A 14,580-nucleotide genomic window follows, 5' to 3' on the forward strand; every position below is an offset into this window, starting at 1 on the left:
CTCAGAAGAAATCCACATTAATATCAAGGCCATCCTGCAGGATGATCTTGAACAGGCTGTCAGCGGAGTGTACCGTTTTGACAAGATCGTCATGAAGCTGTCTATCGTTCAGCAATATACCGACGGTATTGTCTTTTGAATCCATCTTGGCTTGCACCTTGGCAATCAGCCCATCCAAATGCTTTGTCACGCCTTCCAGTTCCGAAATCAACTGGTTCGCGTTACCCATAACCTTATCCGTTCCAGCAAAGAGACCGTTAATCGGTTCCTTGACGCCATCCACCAATTCATTCACCTTGACAGTCACCTTGTTGAGGTTTGCAAGGCTCTTCTTGAGCTGCGGATCGGTCGTCACAACAAGCGACATCAGGCGATCTTCAAGATTTTCTGCTTTCACAAGGAGTGTCTTGAAACGGTCCTGAAAATCCGGATTTGCAATTGTTCCATTCAAAGCAGTCTTCACCGCTTCCAGGAGCACCTTTGTAGAATCGCAAACTTCACCAGCAAGGCCAAGTGCTTCGGCAATACCCGCATCAAACTGTCCCGTAATGGTATCGCCCGGCACGTAGTATTCTTCGGAATCTCCGAGAATCATGCCAATCTGGCGTTCGCCCATAATTCCGATATTCTGCACTCGGATTTCGGAATCCTTCGGGATCTTCACATTAGACTTGAGCCTGACCGTCACAACAACGCGATGGCCAGAAAGTTCAATCGATTCCACTCGACCAAGCTTCACACCGTTAATCTTGACCGGGTCATCCAAAACTAGCGTACTCACCTGCGTAAAGCGCAAATGGTACACATCAAAAGTCTCACGCAGATCCTTCTCGTTCAAGAAAATCATGCCAAATATCAAAATGAAAATGGCTAAAAGAACGACAAGGCCAACAGAAAAATATAAAGCAGTATTCTTTTTCATTCTAAAAACAATCTAGCATATTTTACGATTGGCATTGGAGGCGTAATAAAAAATATGGGGATTATCCCTCCACCCTCACGATGGGGCTATTTGTTTCAATTCCGTTTACATGACGGTCAAGCCAGTCAAGCAAAAGAGCATCTCTTTCGGCCTGAGGGAGCGCAAATTTTTCGCGGCCTTCTTTCTGCATGAACACATCAAGATACGTCATCAAGACACCACCGGCAACAGACACGTTCATGGATTCTGTAATGCCATACTGCGGGAGCTTAAATTCGTAATCGGCATGGGCAAGTGTATCCGGGTGGTTTCCGTGAAATTCACTACCCAAGTAGAATGCCATCGGCTGGCTCAAATCGAGGTCGAGCACAGAGTTCGTCGTGTTCGTGCTGGCGACCGCAATCTTGTAACCTTTTGCGCGAAGTTTTTCCATGCAAAGCATACGCTTCTTGTACAAATAAAGGCTCATCCACTTATAAGAACCCTTGAGGATAGACTTGTTCACACTGTAGGCATTGTCTTCTTCGATGATGTGCACATCCTGAAGTCCAAAAACTTCTGCCGTACGGATAACAGCCGATATGTTGTGCGGATCGAACAGGTCTTCGAGCACCATGCAAAAATGACGAGTGCGACGATTAACAACGGATGTCAAGAGTTCACGGCGACGTTCCGTAACACGTGCAAGCAAAGTTTCCAAGTCCTTAGGTTCACTCATTTTTAATCCTTTTTTATAGAAATTTTTTCTGTGGGTTCCGTTGGTTCTGCAGGCTTAGCAGGCGTTGCCTTCGGCTTGCTAAGTTCCATCATAGAACGTTCAAGACGGAGAGCATCCCCGAGTTTCCAGGAGCCGCCAGAGACCACTTTATCAAATTCTGTTATATGGCGCTGATTTTCGGGCGTCCGCATTTTAGCATTTGTCGTAAGCGGGCGACGATTTCCGCCGTAATACATTGACGATGCTTTTTTGATATCGTTCACGACATCGTCAATCTTCGAATTCACGACACTTTTGAAAACGCGCAATTGCATAATCGAATTCAAGACGGAATTTGCAGGGAATACAAAAGCGGTAAGCTTGTACTTGAGTTTCCGAGGAGCGACCAAGTCCATATCCAAGAACGCCACTGCGGTTCCCTTGAGAGACCACTTTAGAATTTGTGCGTAACCATAGCCAAAGAACATGTTACGCAACATGGGTTTTGTACCTGCACTATCTTGCAAGGCCCAATAAAAATCACCCGAAAGTCCATGGCCATTACCGCCCGAGAAATAGCGACGGTCATGGCTATTGTATTCAAGAGTGTATTCCGATTCTAGATAAGCGTTAATCAAGTCCGCTGTAAACGGCATATTATCGAACAAGAACGTGATTTCGTTGACTTCGAGCGGGAGAGTTCCTTCGCTAGAATAAATAGCCCTGTACTGGCGGCCTAGACGTAAAAAAACATCAGCCACCATAGGCTTATAAATATCCACCGAGAAACCACGTTTTACAATTTCCTTATAGGGGCCGCAGAATTCCTCGTCATAATTAAGTTTAGGCCACGGCTTCATATCGTTCTCGGTACAAGCCTCGTACCTAATATCAAGGCACTTGAACATGCCCGCACAAAAAGAACGTACATCTTCGTCCTTGTTGTGTACTTTCTTCAAAATTGTTTTGCGTGAGACTTCCGATGCCGGGATAATCTTGGCGGCATAAGACAGAGAAGAGCCCAGCGCCAGTACAACACCAATGCATACGCTCAAAAACGAAAAATGCAAACTCTTACCCTGCATAGACACCTCGCTTTTAAAGATTAACGGAACTCAAGACTATCCAAAGGAATCACCGTAAATGGCTTCAGCGATTCGAACATGGAGACAGGACCGACAATCGAAATCGTCATCTTGTCCTTACCAAAATACTTAGCTATCATCGCCTTGACCTGTTCCGCAGTCACAGCCGTGATTTCCTTCACATAATCTAAATAATGATCATCCGATTTGCCAAGAAGTTCACCCTTTGCAAAAATGGATGCTGTCGAAGACGGTGTGTCAAAAAGGCTCGGCAAACTTTCGACCAAAGACTTCTTGGCCTGTTCCAGTTCTTCTGCCGTGGGGCCATCTTTCGCAAGCTTTTCAACCTCTTCGAAAATGAGCTTCAACGCAAAATCAATCGTTTCCACTTTCGTCTGAAGAGCAATAGTTGTCATCGCCGTGTCGCGGTAATCGTTACCGACCGTACTGTAGACGCTGTAAGCAAGTCCTTCATCGCTACGGACTCGATTCATGAGTCTAGAACTGAAGCTGCCACCGCCCAAAATAAAGCTAGCCACGGCAGTCGGATAGTAATCCGGATGCGGGCGCTGAACGAACGGCTGGTTCATGGTGATGTTAGCCTGCGTAATATCCTTGTCGACCACATACACACCGGGCTTGCGTGCAAAGGTAAGCGGTGTCGGCTTTGGCTTTTCGGTCTTCGCAGGTTCTACTTTCCAGTCCGCAAAGAACTTCTTGAGAGCCACAACAGCAGAATCCTTGTCCACGTCGCCAGCAAGAGCAAAGACGATGCGTTTAGAGGAGAACACTCCCTTAGCAAGGCGCTTTACATCGGCTGCAGTCACTGCCTTGTATTCGTTGGCGTTTGCATCCCAAAGGCGCGGATTCGGGGCGTAATTGACCTTGGACTTGAGTGCAGCAAGCACCTTCGCCGGAGTTTCGTAACGGCGTTCGTAAGACGTGACAAAGTTTGCCTTTACAATTTCTAGCTGAGTCTTGTCGAACGCAGGCGCCGTAAGCACTTTCTTCGAAAGTTCGAGCATCGACGGGAAATCTTTAGAAAGGCAGTTAATGTCAAAAGCAGAAAGGTAAGTCCCAACGCTTGTAGAAATCGAGGCACTCACAAATTCAAGAGAATCTTCAAGGGCATGCGGAGTAATTCCACCACCCGAACCACGACGGATCATGGAACCAACCATTTCAAAGGCGGCCTTGTCTTTGAGGACCTGCGGCAAATTATTTTCTTCAAAATAAACCGTAAAGTCTACGAGCGGAAGCGTCTTGTCGCTTACAATATAGCCCGTGATACCATCAGCAATTTCCACACGGAAATCCTTCGGATACGGAGCTACATATTTGTATTCAGGAAATTCAATCTTGCTATAATGTTCGGGCAAGCCTGCCCAAGAACTCGACACATTCGCAGAATCCTGAGCAGCCGCGGCATACACATCCACCGTATTACGGGAATTCGAGCCATTTTTCGGCATCAGGGAACATGCGGTCAAAACAGCCAAAGAGGCCAAAAACGCAGTAGAAACTAAATATTTCGTATTCATCAACTAGAAAATAGCAAACTAAAGCGGAACATTCCAAAATAGACCAATCATTTTTAGGATTATTGCTCCCCATTCCGCAAATAGACATATATTAATACTTGAGCCTTCCTAGTGGCCACAACACGCGTAGTAAGCCAACCTCCGGCTTCCGCACAGTTCTCCAGTCGAGACACAAGCCCCACCAGGAAGGCTTCTTCAATCCCTCCTATGAAAAAGACCCGACGCATGCGCGCCGGGCCTTTTTTCAAACCATGTCATTCCCGCCACCGAGCGGGAATCTCCTTCTTGTATTGTAATAAAAATGCCCGCATGAATGCGGGCAAGACATATCTAATAGCTAATGACCATTGACCAAAGACTAACTGAATCTTCCGTTCAGCTGCTTGCGGCGACGGCCACGTTCCGAAACAATAGCTTCAATCAAGAACAGCAAAGCGGCAAGTCCGAGGAATATCTGGTAGCGGTCCTGGTAATTTTCCATGCGGTCGCTGCTCTGATCCTTCTTTTCGAGCGTCGAGATTTCAGTCAAGACCTTTTGCAACTGGAACTCGCCCGGACTAGCATAGAAGTAAAGCGCTCCGGTCACATTTGCAATTTCTTGGAGAGTTCCTTCTTCAAGGCGGGTCGTCACGATATTACCCTGCATGTCCTTCTTGTAAACGCTTCCACCGTTTTTGTCCTTGAGCGGTATAGGAACACCTTCGCGAGAACCGATACCAATCGTATAAATCTTGATGCCCATTTCGGCAGCTTCCTTCGCGGCATTGACTGCGGCAGCCTCAAGTTCTTCGCCATCGCTCATGAGAATCATGATCGAATGTTGACTTGCCCCACCGGAGTTTTTGAACAAAGTCATACCCTTACGAATAGCCTTTTCCAAGTTCGTACCCGGCATGAGCCAGCCCGGATTGAGCTCGCGGAGCACCATCTGCACCGTACCGTAATCCAGTGTCAAAGGAACCATGACCTGAGCTTCACCACTGAACGCCACCAAGCCCACACGGTCACCCGAGAGCGATTCGAGGAAGGACGAAATTTCGTGACGGCTACGAACCAAGCGGTTCGGCTTTACGTCTTCGGCAAGCATCGAAAGCGAAACGTCCTGCACGAGCACAAGATCTTGCCCACGGCGTTCCACATGTTCCATCTTGCGCCCCCACTGCGGACGGGCGAGCGCCACAAACAAAAATGCAATAGCCAGGAGCAAAAGCAGCACTTTGGTCAGGCGGCGCCACGGAGAAACGCTCGTAGAAAGTTTCGAAAGCATCGAAAGCGATACAAAACGTGCTGCAAGTTTTTTACGACGATGATACGCATACACAAAGAGAAGCGCAAAGAGAGGCAGAGTAAAAAGGCCCCACAAAAAATTCGGTTCTGCAAATCTCATTATCTACTCCGATAAAATTGCATCATTTCAAATAGGCAAGAAGAATATACAAAATTCGAAGTTACTAGACACTAGTCAACAGTTACTAGTTCGTGTTTTAGAAAGTGGTTAGGAATGAAAAATTAAAAGTTAAAAACGAATAATGGGAAATTAATTTTTCATCCTTCATTTTTCATTCTTCATTTTATTATCCTGTTTACAAACCACTGCCTACTTCCTACTGTATGCATTTCTTTTCATACAAAAAGATTTCAATTATTTATATTTCCTCTAAGGTTAAGGTTGCGAGATGTCATACGTAGGACTGATAGAAATAAATATCATCTGTATAGCAGTACTAATTATTACGCTGCTACAGTTTAAAGACAGTATCCTTAGGCATCTAGAAGAGCGTATTCTCGGTTTTACCATCATCGATACTATCATCTACATCGTCTTGAGCACGGTGACCAAGATGCTTTATTCGGTCCATGCCCAAAGCGACCTTTACTTGAGCAACCAAAAGATTTGCGTCATTTATGCCATCATGTACGCTTTGAGCCTGAGTTCCTCGTTACTCCTCGCCCAGCTATGGTTCTCGTTCATCTTCCTCCGAATCCGCAAAAGCGTCTATTCTTACAAGCACCTGTTCCCGCTATTCTCGACCCCAAGCATCATCGGCATATTCATTTGCATCGGCATAAGCATTTACGGATTCACAAACGATTGCCACACGACATCACTCCAGTTCAGAAGGCTTTTGCCATTCCTTATCGGGCTGAATTTCCTCTACATTCTCGCGACCATGATTTTGGGCATCCAGCATGCCTTTTCGCAAAAGAATTCCACGAATAGAAAAGAAGCGTTCTATCTCTCGTTCATAGCCCTTGTTCCAAGTTGCTCCTGCATTATTCAATATTTCGTTCCAGACATTCCGTTCACCGACCCTATTTTTGCTTTAACCCTTTTGCATGTTTACGTCACGCTCCTCAAGTACAGAATTACTTCGGACCCGCTTACCAACGTAAACAACAAAATACGCTTGACCGAATACCTCCAGTTCATCACACAGCACCAGGATCCTAGCAAGCGACTGTTCTTGCTCGTCATGGAAGTGGACTACTTCAAGGATATCGTCCGCAATTTTGGTTATGAAATGTCCGACCGTGTGCTTGTAGATATTTCGTCGTTCTTTAAACGCCAATGTAGAGGGCAAAACGCATTCCTGGCAAGAACTGGCGAAAGCCAATTTGCAATTGTGATGGAACGCGACGAAGTCTCTGAAATCGAAGCGTTCTGTCAAAAGCTTATCCGCGAATGTGACCGCGACAGCATGCAAGCAGACATGACAACGTGGAAGATTTCATTCAGCCTGCATTTTGCCGAAATTTCGAACATTTCGACAAGCAATATTTCCAAGATTTTCGCCGAAGCAAAGAAAAACTGCTACAAGCCCGAAACTCCAGCACCGAAGGAATAGTAAAACTTAACTGGATGGGGCTAGTCCCATGACGAGTGAAGCGTTGGATGCCGAATCACGGGATTCTCACGAATCTTGTATTTGCGAGGATGAGTTCGAGCAAAATGAGGAGAGCGCCAACCAACAGCCATGGGTAGAACTTTTCTGCATAGCGGGCATAGGCGATCGTCTCGATTTCGGTCTTTTCAAGTTCATCAATTTCAGAATAAATCTTTTCAAGTTCGGCCTTGTTTTCGGCACGGTAGAATCGGCCACCGGTCTTTGAAGCAATCGACTTGAGCACGTCTTCGTCAATGCCTTCTTCGGGCGTGATATCGCGTTCACCCCAAGAAATATCGCCAGTCCACGGATTCCGCTGGAACGCAAGAATCTTGCCATTCTTTTTGCCGACGCCAACAGTGTAAACCTTCACGCCCAGGGACTTCGCCACTTCGGCGGCACGCACCGGCGGGACAACACTCGCATTGTCACGACCATCAGTCAAGAGAATCACGACGCGGGACTTGGCATCGGACATCTTGAGTCGAGCAAGAGCGTTCATCAAGCCATCGCCAATGGCGGTCCTGTTATTCACAAGCGTATCGCGGGCAAGATCATCGCTAGCCTTCAAGATTTCAAGCAGGGAACCGTAATCCATCGTAAGCGGGCACTGCGTAAACGAACGAGCACCAAATGCCGAAAGACCAATACGGTCGCTATGGCGTTTGCCAATGAATTCAGCAATCACATCCTGAGCATAGCCCAAACGACTGTACTTCCAAAAATCGCCGTTCTTCCAAAAACGTTCGGCATTCATCGTACCAAGCTTTGACTGTTCCGCATTCGTAAGCATGTCAAGCGTACTCATGGAACCGGAAACGTCGAGCGCAAGCATAATATCCACGCCATCGGTCGAAGTGTATTCGACTTCCATCGCGTTCTGCGGACGCGCAAGAGCCACCACAAAGCAAACAAGAGCCGCCAATCGGAGTGCCGGTACAATATGCCTAAACTTCACGCGACGGCTCGGCACCGCCTTCTTTGCAAGCGCAAGCGCCGGGAACTTGATTGTACTCTTGCGGCGCTGCTGGCGATAAACATAAAGCGCAATCAACAGCGGCACGAACAACAACAGCCAAAAGGCCTCGGGATTTTGAAAATGAAGGGCTCCAATATCCATTTCAGCTCCAAAATAACGAAAAACTATAAATTACACGCAAGAATATACAATTTAGTCGTCGCGGAGACAATTCCAAATTCAGAATTCTACAAGAGCATGAGTCCGTCAACACCGAGCACGGTAAGGCACGAGACCGCAGCAACGGTCACAAGGCCACCGCCAAGGAGCGAAGCAACCACCGCGGCAAGGAGGGCGCAGGCACCCGTCAAGCGGCTATCTGTCGCAAAGAAAATAGCAGGTACGGTCATTGCACTGAGCACCGTGTACGGCACGTAAGCGAGGAACGAGCTCCAGAAAACGCTCTTGAGCTTCTTGCGCAGCAAAATGAACGGCACAGCACGCAAGAACAGCGTCACGCCTGCCATGACCAGCAAATAAATCACGTAAGTCTGCATGTCGATATTCATTTGCCGGCTCCTTCATCTTCGTTATTGATGTTTTTCATGGGGAACAACGCCGCCGCCACGAGGGAAGCCACCAAGGCACAAATGATAATCGCAAAACCCACAGAAACGCAGCTGAGCGCAGGGACAAACTTGAAGGCACAGCTCAAAGCTACAGCAATTGCCACGGCAAAGATTGTCGGTTTATGCACCTTCATCTGCGGAACGACAATAGCCACAAACATTCCATAAAGCGCAACGCCAAGAGCGTTCGTCACAATCGCCGGGAGAATCTCGCCGCAAATAGCACCGACCGCCGTTCCCGAAGACCAGCCAATGTAAGGGAGCGTCATGAGTCCAAAGAAATAAATCGGAGTCACGCGTTGTTTTGACATAGCCACGGCAAAAATCTCATCGGTAATGCCCGTTGCCAAAAGCAAGCGCTTTCCCGTTCCGAAATCAGAAGAAACTTTCTGCGACAAAGAAATAGCCATCAGCGAATAGCGGAGGTTGATGAAGAACGTCGCAAGAGCCATTTCGATAAACGTACCGGCAGCATCCGTCATAATCTGGAGCCCTGCAAATTGCCCTGCCGATGTCAAATTCGTCATGGAAATAAGCGTTACGAGCGGCCACGACAAGAAATTCGAGCCTGCAATACCGAACGAGAACGAAACTGCAAAATAGCCAAGCCCTATCGGAAGCCCGTCTTTTACACCATCTGAAAATTTCATGGACGCAAAGATAGTATTTTTAGGCGATTTGCGGCAATGATTTATGCAGATATTTAAATATATGCAATTTTAGTAGGTTGAAGGATAAAAAAAGCCCGCAGCGCTTAGCCGCGGGTTAAACATTCGTGAATGAAGAGCAATTAGTTTTCGCCGTTGCTCATTTCGATCGTTTCACGGTCCATCGTGTGCTGCAAGTATTCCTTGAAGTCACGGTCGATGTTCACACCGTCAAAGTCAATGTCGTCGTTTTCCAACACGAACACGGCACTCGGGTTATCGAGCCAGCCCACAATGTCCACGTCTTCCAACTTCATGGACTTGTCGCCAGCCTTCTGGGCAACGTATTCAACCTTAGCCTTCGGAACCCAGCCCTGACCGCAGCTGCCCTTCACGAGGACTTCGGTATCGCCTTCTTTCAAGACGGTCATTTCGTCGTTAAAGCTAGCCGTGCAGACTACGGAGCCACCATCTTTTTCTTTGGTGAGTTCCACGTCGCCAATCTTAGACTTGACCTTCTTGGCTGCAAAGGAAGAGGCAACCAACAAAGCGAAGGCGACAAACATAATTTTTTTCATCATTTTCATAGCGAATCCTCAAAACAAGGGAAATATTCAACAATGCTATACGAATATACTTTTTATTTTGCCAATCCGTTGCATTTTCTTTTAAATTTTTACGCAATGAAGAAGATTTTTTCAATTACCGCCATTATCCTCGTTCTAATCGCTGTTTTTGCGTATTTCCACGTAAATCAACGGTTGAGCGCCGTTTCACTCAACGAAAATACCGTCATTTTGGAGATTCCAAAGGGCAGTTCCCCCACAAAAGTTTTACAAATTTTACAAGAAAAGAACGTCTGGGACGACGAACTTGCCTTCACTTTGTGGTGCAAAATGAACAAACCGTCCCTCAAAGCCGGCTGGTACGAAGTTCCCGCCCAACAGACACTCGATGAACTCGGCGCATTGTTCCAAAGTGGCAAAAGCGCTGTCCGCAAGGTGACCATCCCCGAAGGTCGAGCCTCGTGGGAAATCCCGGCCTACCTCCAAAAGAGTTTCCCGAGCCTAGACACGAACCGCTGGAACAACCTCGTCCAAGACCCGAAGTTTGCCCGCTCGCTCGGCATCGAAGGTAAATCGCTCGAAGGCTACCTGTTGCCGGACACCTACCCGTTCGCCATCAACTCCGACGAAGAGTCCATACTCAAGCAGATGGTCGCAGCGAACCTCAAGGTCCGCGATGAGATGAAGCAGCGTAAAGGTTCCATGTGGGAAACGCTTGGCAACTGGCACCGCGTGTTGACACTCGCAAGCGTGGTCGAAGAAGAAACGGGCATCCCGGAAGAACGCCCGCTCATTGCCGGAGTATTCCACAACCGTCTCCGCATCGGTATGCCGCTTGGGGCAGACCCGACAGTGAGGTTCATTTTCAAGAACTTGACAGGCCCGATCTACAAGAGTCAGCTGAATAGCGATAACCCGTACAACACCCGCAAGTTCCCGGGGCTCATGCCCGGCCCGATTTCAAATCCGGGTCGCAAGGCCATCGAAGCAACGCTGTTCCCCGCCAAGACCGAAGCACTATACTTTGTCGCAAAGGACGACGGTTCGCACACGCATTTCTTTAGCACGAACCTCGCCGACCACAACAAGTATAAAGATGTCGCCGCAAAGAATCGCGGCGAAAAGAAGTAGCTTAGCCTCAAGAATTGACTGGATGGGGCAAGCCCCAACTCCTTGGCTCGGTCATGCCCATGCAAGCATGGTCGCGACATTGACGCTTCGCGTCTTGCTAAACGGCTCAGCCATATTTGTGCAAGCACAACTGCGGCATAGATGCTTCGCATCATGCTATCGGCTCGGATATAAGATAGCAAGCTATCTTGCATCTCTCGCCTTAAGGCATTTTCGCCTTGGGGCATACTCGCCTTTTGAGTTGTCTTCGCTGCGCTCAGGATGACGCAGTACATTAAAACAGATTGTAATCGCCGATACGGATAAAGTATCGGTAATTTTTTATACGCTTGATATCGGCAAAAGTCTCTGTATCCACAACACGATTGAGCCCGGCATAAACCGTAAACGAACGGTATGCATAGCGAAGAGCGGGCTCTATTACAAATTTATTTGAATTGAGCATTGCCGTTGCCTTATCCTCAAAATCGTGGATATACGCAAACGAGAGCCAGGCGCCAAATCCTTGGCGGTGAACGCCTCCGTTCACGCGAAGCATCGCATACCCATGCGATGAGAGCTCTGGGTCGAGCCAGTCTCCTGACCATGGCGTTGCAGCAACATGCAGGCGATACCTATCTTCCATAGCAGTATTGTCAAAGTTCTTGGGGAACTTGAAATGTCCATCACGATAAGCATCAAAGCCCATCGCGGCACCAACCGTCACTGACGTGTATTTCGTCGGCGCATAAGAGAACCTTCCGTCAAAAGAATAAATCCCGTAAATCGGACTTCTCTGGTGGAATCCATACCCAATTAAATTCAAGCCAATAGACGCATTTGCAGCATATCCCTTAGATGCAAACCACGGGTCATCCTCACCGTTCAACAAGGAATAATGGACACTTTGTGTCACCGGACTTGTCTCGTAATTACTGCTTGTATTTACAATTTCATCATCAAAAAAGTCAATTTCTGGCACAGCCTTGGGAGATAATTCAAATTCACGGCTACCAAACAAGAACTTGACCTCGACAGATTGCATTTTGTCGATTGCATACTTTGCCGACAAATAAAGGTCATTCCTCGTTTCGTATTTAAAGCGGTTTACACCGGGGACATTATCGTTTTCGAACGCTTTTAAAAAGCGAAGCTTCATCAAGTCGTAGCCAAAAGTAAACTTCCAATGACGATTTATCAGATTGGAAATATCAAGATGCGGACGGAATCCATAGGAAGAGGTTCCGTAAAAACCGGCCAATGTCAAGGAAATTTCCATTTGGTTCACATAATTAAGCGTCAATTCGCCGTATGCATTTGCGCCAATCACATTCGAGCCAAAACCGCCTACAGCAACGTCTACCGTCGGATGCACGCCTACATCAATCAACAAACTGCCATCGGATTGCATATTGAACGAAATCGTATCGTACGGAGCCTTAGATGCAATCGAATAAGCAAAATTTGCAGGAGCTACAAACCCAGTATCTTTGAGATTCCAGTACGAAAGCACAGCCGAATGGTGTTCCGAAGAAAGACTGTCAAACACTGGATTGAATTCAAACCAAGCTTCGGATTTTTGCTTGTCGGAATATTCCCTACGACCATCAACAATCGGAATAATTTCGCGCAAGGCATGTTCCACTGCCGAAAAACCCGCTTGAATCATGGATTTGCGGGATGTATCGCGAATAGAATGAGCCCTTATAAAAACACCTTGCACATCGCCCAATTTCGTCAAAACATCTTTTTTGAGCGTACGCAATTCAGCATTTCCCTCGAGTTCGTAACGGATGGGGTCCGAGATAACGATTAACGAAGCCTCTTGGGGATTTTTTGCCAAAGGCACGGTCTGGTACGGACAAAGTTCTCCCGACTTTTCATTACCCGCTAGCGGAAGCGAATTCACAATATCGGCATATAAAGGATTCTCAATAACGCTATCGCAAGTCAAGAGCGTAAAGGGGATACGATAAGTTCCACGCTGGCGGAAAAGGATTTCTTCAAACCGGAGGCGCGAAAGAGAGCGTTCAATAGACGCCGTATCTGGAACAAGCGCATGCATGCTGCGGTAAACATTCCCCGCCGTATCTGCATAAAACGAAAAACGTTCACGAAGCGACGGAAGCCCATCCACAGAAATCGGGAGCTTAAAGGCGTCGTGTTCTGTCTTTGCATGTATTGAATTCACGCCCAATTGTTCGATGACATACGGATCCATCATCAAGCGCTGGATATCGTCAATCGACACACCAAGCGACCACAAAGCACCCATCCAGGCGCCCCACGAAGTTGCCACAATAGAATCAACAGGAATCTTGTATTCTTCCAATGCGTACAAAGCACCCAAATGGAACCAAGGAGAGCGTTCGCCACCACCAAGGTAAAGCACAGACTTTGTCTTCTTTGCCTGCAGCGAATCGGGTACTAATTGCATAGCGCTCAAGAGCGTTTCATCAGCGGAATGTGCCGCCTGTACCGGCGTCACATAAACGGAGGCAACAGTAGCCACCGACAAAAGAAGCGCTTTCTTAAGCCAACCTAGCGGGATTGGAAACATACCTACCTGCCTCTTCGGGAGTCACTAAGCCAGAGCGGACATATTCAGCAAGGCAATCATCCATCAACAGCATGCCTTCCGAAGCGGAAGCCTCCATGATGGAAGGCAACTTGAAATGGTCTCCACTGCGTATGAGGGATGATACATTTTGCGTATTAAAAAGAATTTCCCAAGCTGGCGGAACCACGGCACCTTCTTGTGCGGGAGGCAACAATCTCTGGACAACAACAGCCTTGAGTGCAGCGGCAAGCATCGTGCGGACCAGGTCACGATTTTCCGAAGGAACTGCCGAGAGCAACGTATCGACAACACCGACCGCATTACCTGCAGTTACATTCATAACAACCAAGGCTCCCGCCTCAGCAGCACGCAAAATGGAGATTAACGCAGAACTGTCGAAATCGCCAAGCCAGAAAAGGTCCGTTCCGCTACGAAGTCCCTGCTCCAACTTTTCAGAAGTAGAGCCTACCGTATTTACAAGTTTCAGGCTCTCGCCAATTTTCACCGAAAGTTCATGGCCTTCGTCCAAATCGCAAAAACGCAAAATACCGGACTCGCACATGGCAGAAACGTACGATGTCGCCGTAACCGTTTTTCCAGAGCAAGCTGGGCCAGCAAAAACAACCAAGCCGGAACTGAGTCCAAGCAAGCTATCGAGAGCAGCGGGCGCACCGAGGCTTGTAAATTCCGGACATTCCGCCATCAACGGGCGGAAAATCGCAGCGTTACCCAAAGCTTCGCGAAAATACTTTACACGCCATTTGGTATTCTGCCACGGACCGCCAACAAACGTACCCGATTCACCATCAAGCGCTCCTAAAAATTCAAGCAAAGAGCCAAACGGAAGCGCAGTAGATTCGGGAATAGCGCATACACGCCCCGCAAAGCGGATCGCCGAAGGAGCCCCTTCAGTTACAATCAAGTCACTCGCCCCGACATTCAGGGCATATTCCAAAAGAGATTCAATTTCTGACGCCATG

Annotated in this window: 13 protein-coding genes; 2 read left to right on the plus strand and 11 right to left on the minus strand. The window is 47.7% G+C overall.

The window, feature by feature from the left end:
- Position 1: 1 nt before the first annotated feature.
- The 5 genes from BUA34_RS10455 to BUA34_RS10480 all read right to left on the minus strand — a co-directional run bounded on the left by BUA34_RS10455 (position 2) and on the right by BUA34_RS10480 (position 5,632).
- Positions 2–922 carry an MlaD family protein gene (locus tag BUA34_RS10455; protein ID WP_072829317.1) on the minus strand — a complete coding sequence of 307 codons (921 nt, stop codon included), beginning with the start codon at positions 920–922 and terminating at the stop codon, positions 2–4.
- A 61-nt stretch (positions 923–983) separates the two neighbouring features.
- Positions 984–1,640, minus strand: coding sequence for a TrmH family RNA methyltransferase (locus BUA34_RS10460; protein ID WP_072829319.1), 657 nt, complete (start codon positions 1,638–1,640; stop codon positions 984–986).
- A gap of 2 nt (positions 1,641–1,642) precedes the next feature.
- Positions 1,643–2,704, minus strand: coding sequence for a hypothetical protein (locus tag BUA34_RS10465; RefSeq protein WP_072829320.1), 1,062 nt, complete (start codon positions 2,702–2,704; stop codon positions 1,643–1,645).
- A gap of 20 nt (positions 2,705–2,724) precedes the next feature.
- Positions 2,725–4,245 carry a M16 family metallopeptidase gene (locus tag BUA34_RS10470; RefSeq protein ID WP_072829323.1) on the minus strand — a complete coding sequence of 507 codons (1,521 nt, stop codon included), beginning with the start codon at positions 4,243–4,245 and terminating at the stop codon, positions 2,725–2,727.
- A 358-nt stretch (positions 4,246–4,603) separates the two neighbouring features.
- Complete coding sequence (locus tag BUA34_RS10480; protein ID WP_072829327.1) at positions 4,604–5,632, minus strand: vWA domain-containing protein; 1,029 nt, start codon at positions 5,630–5,632, stop codon at positions 4,604–4,606.
- Positions 5,633–5,921: 289 nt separating this feature from the next.
- On the opposite strand from BUA34_RS10480, the gene BUA34_RS10485 reads away from it, so the two are divergent.
- A complete protein-coding gene (locus tag BUA34_RS10485) occupies positions 5,922–7,091 on the plus strand; it encodes a GGDEF domain-containing protein (protein ID WP_072829329.1) in 1,170 nt (389 codons plus the stop codon).
- A 55-nt stretch (positions 7,092–7,146) separates the two neighbouring features.
- On the opposite strand, the gene BUA34_RS10490 is transcribed toward BUA34_RS10485, so the two are convergent.
- From BUA34_RS10490 to BUA34_RS10505, 4 genes are all read right to left on the minus strand, one after another.
- Positions 7,147–8,250, minus strand: a complete 1,104-nt coding sequence (locus BUA34_RS10490) for a vWA domain-containing protein (RefSeq protein ID WP_072829331.1) — start codon at positions 8,248–8,250, stop codon at positions 7,147–7,149.
- Between the two features lie 86 nt (positions 8,251–8,336).
- Entirely contained in the window at positions 8,337–8,657 is a 321-nt protein-coding gene (locus BUA34_RS10495) for an AzlD domain-containing protein (RefSeq protein ID WP_083579772.1), read from the minus strand.
- Positions 8,654–9,367, minus strand: a complete 714-nt coding sequence (locus BUA34_RS10500) for an AzlC family ABC transporter permease (RefSeq protein ID WP_072829333.1) — start codon at positions 9,365–9,367, stop codon at positions 8,654–8,656. Before BUA34_RS10500 ends, BUA34_RS10495 begins: the two co-directional genes overlap by 4 nt.
- A gap of 140 nt (positions 9,368–9,507) precedes the next feature.
- Positions 9,508–9,951, minus strand: coding sequence for a hypothetical protein (locus BUA34_RS10505; protein WP_072829335.1), 444 nt, complete (start codon positions 9,949–9,951; stop codon positions 9,508–9,510).
- Positions 9,952–10,047: 96 nt separating this feature from the next.
- On the opposite strand from BUA34_RS10505, the gene mltG reads away from it, so the two are divergent.
- Positions 10,048–11,061, plus strand: coding sequence for an endolytic transglycosylase MltG (mltG, locus tag BUA34_RS10510; RefSeq protein ID WP_254794431.1), 1,014 nt, complete (start codon positions 10,048–10,050; stop codon positions 11,059–11,061).
- A 274-nt stretch (positions 11,062–11,335) separates the two neighbouring features.
- Here mltG and BUA34_RS10515 read toward each other — a convergent pair whose 3' ends face one another.
- Together BUA34_RS10515 and BUA34_RS10520 are read right to left on the minus strand one after the other, a co-directional pair.
- Positions 11,336–13,600 carry a patatin-like phospholipase family protein gene (locus BUA34_RS10515; RefSeq protein WP_072829339.1) on the minus strand — a complete coding sequence of 755 codons (2,265 nt, stop codon included), beginning with the start codon at positions 13,598–13,600 and terminating at the stop codon, positions 11,336–11,338.
- A complete protein-coding gene (locus BUA34_RS10520; protein WP_072829341.1) occupies positions 13,572–14,579 on the minus strand; it encodes an ATPase, T2SS/T4P/T4SS family in 1,008 nt (335 codons plus the stop codon). The genes BUA34_RS10515 and BUA34_RS10520 overlap by 29 nt, the downstream gene beginning before the upstream one ends.
- Position 14,580: the final 1 nt, after the last annotated feature.

It is taken from the genome of Fibrobacter sp. UWB12 (assembly GCF_900142485.1).
In the GTDB taxonomy this organism is placed as follows: domain Bacteria; phylum Fibrobacterota; class Fibrobacteria; order Fibrobacterales; family Fibrobacteraceae; genus Fibrobacter.